A 6,559-nucleotide genomic window follows, 5' to 3' on the forward strand; every position below is an offset into this window, starting at 1 on the left:
GAAAACTGATGGTGCAGGGTACTGCTTATTTCTTGGCGGCGAACAGGGCGTCGAGCTGCTGTTCGAAAGCGTGGTAGCCGATGCGGTCATACAGTTCTTCACGCGTCTGCATGGCGTCGACCACGTTGCGCTGGTGGCCGTCGCGGCGCACCGACTGATAGACGTTCTCGGCTGCCTTGTTGGCAGCGCGGAAGGCCGACAGCGGGAACAGCTGGATGGCCACGCCGGCCGAAGCCAGTTCGTCGCGACTGAACAGCGGGGTCGCACCGAATTCAGTGATGTTGGCCAGCACCGGCACCTTCACCGCATCGACGAAGCGGCGGTAGGTGTCCAGGTCGTAGGCGGCCTCGGCGAAGATGCCGTCGGCACCGGCCTCGACGCAGGCGATGGCGCGCTCGATGGCCTTGTCCACGCCGTCCACCTGGATGGCGTCGGTGCGGGCGATCAGGAAGAAGTCCGGATCGGTCTTGGCATCGGCGGCAGCCTTCACGCGGTCGACCATTTCACCCTGCGAGACGATTTCCTTGCCCGGTCGGTGACCGCAGCGCTTGGCGCCGACCTGGTCCTCGATATGGCAGGCGGCCGCGCCGGCCTTGATCAGCGACTTCACGGTGCGGGCGATGTTGAACGCACTCGGACCGAAGCCGGTATCGATGTCCACCATCAGCGGCAGGTCACAGACATCGGTGATGCGGCGCACGTCGATCAGCACGTCTTCCAGGGTGTTGATGCCAAGGTCCGGCAGGCCCAGCGAACCCGCAGCGACACCGCCGCCGGACAGGTAGATGGCGCGGAAGCCGGCGCGCTTGGCCAGCAGGGCGTGGTTGGCGTTGATCGCGCCGATCACCTGCAGCGGCGATTCGGCAGCCAGCGCCTCACGGAAGCGGGCACCGGCGGAAGAAGGAGCGGAAGCGGTCATGCGGCAATCCAGGTTGGGAACGGGATAGGAAGCGCAAACACCATGCCAAGCTGCAAGCGGTTGATTTCAAAGGCATGACCGCGCTGTAACGATGAAACAAATGAAACACTGAAACAGATGTATCATGAAACATCGTCACCCACGACTGCCGTCATGTACCTGCCCCGCTCGCCCCTGCGCCACGCCGATGCCGACCCCGGCCGCCCGGTCATCTGGACGGTCAGCGTCTCGCGGCTGACCGGCCTGCTCGGCGATGTCATCCCCGAGTTCGACCGCCGCGCGCGCATCGAGCAGATCAACCTCGGTTTCGAGGAAGCGGTGGATGTGATCGGCCAGCGCCTGCGCCGCGAGCACTGCGACGTGGTCATCGCCGGCGGCTCCAACGCGGCCTGGCTGCGCGGCCGGTTGGAACTGCCGCTGGTACCGATCCAGGCCAATGGCTTCGACCTCATGGAGGCACTGGCCCGCGCCCGGCGCATCGCCCCGCGCATCGGCCTGGTCACCCACGCCAGCGACGTGCCGGTGTTCAGCAACTTCCAGCAGAGTTTCGGCTTGGATATCGAGCACCGCCGCTTCGTCACCCGCGAAGATGCGCGCGACTGCATTGCCGACCTGCGTGCCAACGGCATCGAGGTGATCGTCGGCACCGGCATGGCCATCGACCACGCCGAACAGATGGGCCTGCCGGGCGTACTGCTGTATTCGGCCGATTCGGTACGGCAGGCGTTTGAACACGCGCTGGAACTGACCCAGGCACTGGCCCGCTCCGGTGGCAGCCGCCCGGCCCCGCGCCGCCGCGCCGCCCCGCGCAGTGATGCGCATGCCCTGCTCGGCGACAGCGAGGCGATGGCCCAGGTGCGCGCACAGATCGCGCTGTATGCCCCGCATGACAGCACCGTGCTGGTCACCGGCGAAACCGGCACCGGCAAGGAACTGGTCGCGCGCCAGCTGCACGCGGCCAGCGGCCGTCGTGGCCGCTTCGTCGCCTTGAACTGCGGCGCGATTAGCGAATCGCTGCTGGAAGCGGAGCTGTTCGGCTACAGCGATGGCGCCTTCACAGGCGCGCGGCGCGGCGGTCGCGTCGGCCTGGTCGAGGCCGCCGACGGTGGAACCCTGTTCCTGGATGAAATCGGCGAACTGCCGCTGCCGCTGCAGACCCGCCTGCTGCGGGTGCTGGAAGAACGCGAGGTGCTGCGCGTGGGCGCCACCGAGCCCACGCCCGTGGATCTGCGCGTCGTCGCGGCCACGCTGCAGTCACTGGAACAACGCGCCGCCGCCGGAAGTTTCCGCCGCGATCTGTATTACCGGCTGGCGGCACTGCGCATCGCCCTGCCCTCGCTACGTGCGCGCCGTGGCGACATTCCGATGCTGGCACAGCACTTCTTCCGCCAGCTGCGCGGGATCGACGCGCCATTGGACGAGGCGGCAATGGGCGTGCTGACCGCCGCCGGATGGCCCGGCAACGTGCGCGAACTGCGCAACCTCGTGGATCGCCTGCGCATCCACTGGCAGCCGGGCGAAGGGCTGATCGATGCCACGCGCCTGCTGCAGCTGGCGCCGGAGCTGGTGAATGAAGGCTCCACCTCGATGCCGCTGGAAAGCAACGGCAAGCGCCCGCCGCGTGCGCAGCTGGAAGCACTGCTGCAGGAACACCGCAACGACCGCGAAGGCATGGCGCAGGCGCTGGGAGTATCACGCACCACGCTGTGGCGCTGGCTGCGCGCGGAGAATCTGTAGCGTCGAGCAAGGTTGGTGACTACCGGAGCGGCAGCCCCGCGCGCTCTGGTAGGTGTCAACCTTGGTTGACACGCTCTCTGCGCGGAACGCCAACCAAGATTGGCGACTACCAACCGGGGCAAAAGCAGTTACCGGGGCGGCTCCGCGTCCAGCGCCATGCGGAAATACACCACCCGCTCGGTTTCCTCGAAACCACACGCGCGGTGTGCGGCATGCGCCTGCACATCTTCCACGCGGCTGTCCGAAGCGAGTTCGCTGCAGCCGGCCGCGCGCGTCCAGTCCTGCACCGCCGACAGAAGTGCACGGCCCACGGCATGGCCCTGCCACGAAGGCTGCACGTACCAGCCTTCCAGGAAGCCCACCGGCGAAGATTCCGTACCGTTCACATAATCGTGGCGCAGCCGCACTTCGGCGAAACCTACGGCCTCGCCATCGCCCAGGCAGGCCAGGAACACCGCGCCGTCGGCGTCGTCCAGCGACTGCGCCAGCTCCTCCAGCGGGTCATCGGCATCCGGCCACAGACCCAGCCGCAGCTGCGCCCACGCCGCCGCATCGGCCGGCGAGGCCTTGCGGATCGTCGGCGCGGCATCACTCACGGGTACAGCAGCCGCTTGCTCCAGCGCCCTTCGGCACCGGCCTCGTAGCACCAGCGCTCGTGCAGGCGGAACTGCGCGCCGTACCAGAACTCGATGCGGTCGGGCACCACGCGCAGGCCACTCCAGCCCTCCGGACGCGGCACATCCTTGCCCTCGAAACGGGCTTCGACCTCGGCCACGCGCGCATCGAATTCCTCGCGCGTCGCCAGCGTCTTCGACTGCAGCGATGCCCACGCGCCGATCTGGCTCATGCGCGGGCGGCTGGCGAAATAGGCATCGGCCTCGGCATCGGCCACCTGCTCCACGCGCCCTTCGATGCGCACCTGGATGCCGGCCTCGCGCAGGCTGCGCCACAGAAACAGCAGCGCCGCCTGCGGATTGGCCTGCAGTTCCTGGCCCTTGTGGCTGTCCAGGTGGGTGTAGAACACGAAACCGCGCTCATCGAAGGCCTTCAGCAGCACGGTACGCGCCGACGGGCGGCCCTGCGTATCGGCGGTGGCCACGGTCATCGCGTTGGGCTCGACCTCGCGGCTCTGCTTCGCCTCGTCGAACAGGGCGGCAAAGGTGGACAGGGCTTCGGCGTAAAGGTCGCTCATGGTTCGCTTCTTCTCACACGGATTGGGCTATTGTGGCGGCATGGTTGCTGCTGCGTACATGCCCCAGGTGAAAGGATTCCCGGATGCGCTTGCCGAGCAGGCGCTTGACGATGCGCTGGCCAGCGGCGTCACGGTGCCAGTATTGGCGATCAGCGGCGTGCAGGGCAGCGGCAAATCGACGCTGGCCGCCCAGGTGGTCGCCCGCGCCCAGGCACGCGGCCTGAACGCGGCAGCGCTGTCCATCGATGATGTCTACCTGACCCGCGCGCAACGCCAACGCCTGGCCCGCCAGGTCCACCCGCTGCTGATCACCCGCGGCCCGCCCGGCACCCACGACCTGCCGCTGGCCCATGCCGTGCTCGACGCGGTGGCCGCACGCGAGCCGCTGGCACTGCCGCGCTTCGACAAACTGGCCGATGAGCGCCTGCCCGAAGCGCAGTGGGCCGCGCTGGACGCCCCGCTGGACCTGCTGGTGTTCGAAGGCTGGTTCCTCGGCACGCCCGCGCAGGACGATGCCGAGCTGGACAGCCCCTTGAACGCGCTGGAGCGCGAGGCCGACCCGGATGGCCGCTGGCGGCGCTGGTGCAACCAGGCGCTGGCCCGTGACTACCCGGCGCTGTGGCAGCGCTGCGACCGCCTGTGGTTCCTGCAGCCGCCGGATTTCTCGGTGGTGCCGCGCTGGCGCTGGCAGCAGGAACAGAACCTGCAGGCTGCCCAGCCCGGCCGCCATGGCATGAGCCGCCCGCAGCTGGAGCGCTTCGTGCAGTACTACGAACGGGTCAGCCGGCAGGCGCTGCGTGCCCTGCCCGACAGCGCCGACCATGTGGTGGTGCTGGACGGCCAGCGCCAGGTGCAGGCGGTGCGCTGAGGCCGCCCGCTGCGGTACGGCGGATGCTTCCAACAGCAACCATCGTGCCAGGCCGGGGGTGCGGAAGTGGTAGGATCAGAGGGCATGAATCCTGCTCCGAACCTGATCCTGATCGGCCCGATGGGCGCCGGCAAAACCTGCATCGGCCGCCGCCTGGCCGAGCGCTTCACGCTGGACTTCGTCGATGTCGACCAGGCCATCGTCGACGCGGCGGGGGCCAGCATTCCCACGATCTTCGAACACTCCGGTGAAGCCGGCTTCCGTAGCCATGAGCGCGAGGCCCTGGCCCGCGTGCTGGAAGGCCACGGCCAACTGGTTTCCACCGGTGGCGGTGCCGTGCTGGAAGCAGGCAACCGTGCACTGATCGCCCAGCGCGGCTTCGTGGTCTACCTCCGCGTGAGCGTGGCGGCCCAGCTGGAGCGCCTGGCCCGCGACAAGGGCCGGCCGCTGCTGCAGCGCCCGGACCGCGAGCAGGTGCTGCACGATCTGGCCGCGCTGCGCGACCCGCTGTACCGCGAGCTGGCCGACCTCACCCTCGATACCGACCCGTTTACCGCTGCCGACGCCACCGCCCAGCTTGTCGTCAAGCTGGCCACGCAATGGCAGCGTCAGGACCTGACCGCATGACCTCCCCCGCCCTGCTGCAGGTCGCCGTTGGCGGCGACCGCCCCTATTCCATCACCATCGGCGCCGGTGCCCAGGCCGACGGCGCTGCGCTGGCATCGCATGTGCGCGGCCGCCACGTGCTGCTGCTGAGCGACAGCGAAGTCGCCCCGCGCTACCTGGCTGCCGTGAAACAGACCCTGCTGGCCGCGCGCCCGGACCTGATCGTCGGCGAGCACGTGCTGCAGGCCGGCGAGGCCTCCAAGACCCTGGCCGAGTTCGGCCGCGCCATCGAAGCACTGGCCGCGCTGGGCGCCACCCGCGATGCCTGCGTGTTCGCCCTCGGCGGCGGCGTGGTCGGCGATCTGGCCGGGTTCGCCGCAGCCTGCTGGATGCGCGGCGTCGACTGCGTGCAGCTGCCGACCACCCTGCTGGCGATGGTCGACTCCTCGGTGGGCGGCAAGACCGCCGTGGACATCCCCGCCGGCAAGAACCTGGTCGGCGCCTTCCATCCGCCGCGCGCGGTCATCGCCGATACCCGCGTGCTGGCCACCCTGCCGCCGCGCGAACTGCGTGCCGGCCTGGCCGAAGTGGTGAAGTACGGCGCGCTGGGCGATGCGGCGTTCTTCGAATGGCTGCAGCAGCACGCCGAGGCGTTGCTGGCCGGCGAAGATGCCGCACTGGCCGAAGCCATCGCGCGCAGCTGCCGGCACAAGGCCGCGATTGTTGAACGCGACCCCTTCGAGAAGGGCGAGCGTGCCCTGCTCAACCTGGGCCACACCTTCGGCCACGCCATCGAGACCGAACAGGGCTATTCGGCCCCGGGCCGCGATGCACTGAACCATGGCGAGGCCGTGGCCGTAGGCATGGTGCTGGCAGCGAAGCTGTCCACCGACCTGGGCCTGGCCGAGGATGCCGACCGCGTGCGCCTGCAGGCGCTGCTGGAAAAGCTGCAGCTGCCGGTGGCGATCCCCGCCGGGCTCGACCCGCAGGCCCTGCTGGGCCGCATGCGGCTGGACAAGAAGAACGTGGCCGGCCGCCTGCGCCTGGTGCTGTGGCGCGGCATGGGCCGGGCCGAAGTGGTGCCGGACGTGGATGAAGCGGCGGTGCTGAAGGTGCTGTCGGCCCGGTTGTGGGGGGGGGGGGGGGGGGGGGGCGGGGGGGGCGGGGTGGGGGGGCCGGCCCGGCCCGCCCGCCCCCGCGCGGGCGGGCGGCGCGGCCCCGCCCGAGACCGGCGCAC

The 6,559-nt window shown here is 69.5% G+C and carries 6 protein-coding genes and 1 pseudogene; 4 read left to right on the plus strand and 3 right to left on the minus strand.

The genetic code is table 11. From position 1 onward, the window contains the following. Positions 1 to 25: 25 nt before the first annotated feature. Entirely contained in the window at positions 26 to 919 is an 894-nt protein-coding gene (gene prpB, locus ACVOK1_RS13490; protein WP_164074720.1) for a methylisocitrate lyase, read from the minus strand. A gap of 153 nt (positions 920 to 1,072) precedes the next feature. Here prpB and prpR point away from each other — a divergent pair, with 153 nt between their 5' ends. Further along, positions 1,073 to 2,656 carry a propionate catabolism operon regulatory protein PrpR gene (prpR, locus tag ACVOK1_RS13495; protein WP_481562364.1) on the plus strand — a complete coding sequence of 528 codons (1,584 nt, stop codon included), beginning with the start codon at positions 1,073 to 1,075 and terminating at the stop codon, positions 2,654 to 2,656. Between the two features lie 128 nt (positions 2,657 to 2,784). Here the strand turns inward: prpR and aacA are convergent, their stop codons facing one another. Beyond that, a complete protein-coding gene (gene aacA / locus ACVOK1_RS13500; protein ID WP_481562365.1) occupies positions 2,785 to 3,252 on the minus strand; it encodes an aminoglycoside 6'-N-acetyltransferase in 468 nt (155 codons plus the stop codon). Then, positions 3,249 to 3,848: a pyridoxamine 5'-phosphate oxidase gene (gene pdxH, locus ACVOK1_RS13505; protein ID WP_164074717.1), complete on the minus strand. Its 600-nt coding sequence runs from the start codon at positions 3,846 to 3,848 to the stop codon at positions 3,249 to 3,251. The genes aacA and pdxH overlap by 4 nt, the downstream gene beginning before the upstream one ends. Before the next feature lie 40 nt (positions 3,849 to 3,888). Here pdxH and ACVOK1_RS13510 point away from each other — a divergent pair, with 40 nt between their 5' ends. The 3 genes and pseudogenes from ACVOK1_RS13510 to aroB all read left to right on the plus strand — a co-directional run. Further along, on the plus strand, positions 3,889 to 4,716 hold the full coding sequence (locus tag ACVOK1_RS13510) for a kinase (RefSeq protein ID WP_481562366.1): 828 nt from the start codon (positions 3,889 to 3,891) through the stop codon (positions 4,714 to 4,716). A gap of 84 nt (positions 4,717 to 4,800) precedes the next feature. Beyond that, positions 4,801 to 5,343, plus strand: a complete 543-nt coding sequence (locus ACVOK1_RS13515; protein WP_108769649.1) for a shikimate kinase — start codon at positions 4,801 to 4,803, stop codon at positions 5,341 to 5,343. Next, a pseudogene (gene aroB, locus ACVOK1_RS13520) lies at positions 5,340 to 6,446 on the plus strand (3-dehydroquinate synthase); the annotation flags it as partial. The gene ACVOK1_RS13515 and the pseudogene aroB, both read left to right, overlap by 4 nt. Positions 6,447 to 6,559 lie beyond the last annotated feature (113 nt).

It is taken from the genome of Stenotrophomonas sp. STEN087, assembly GCF_056759115.1.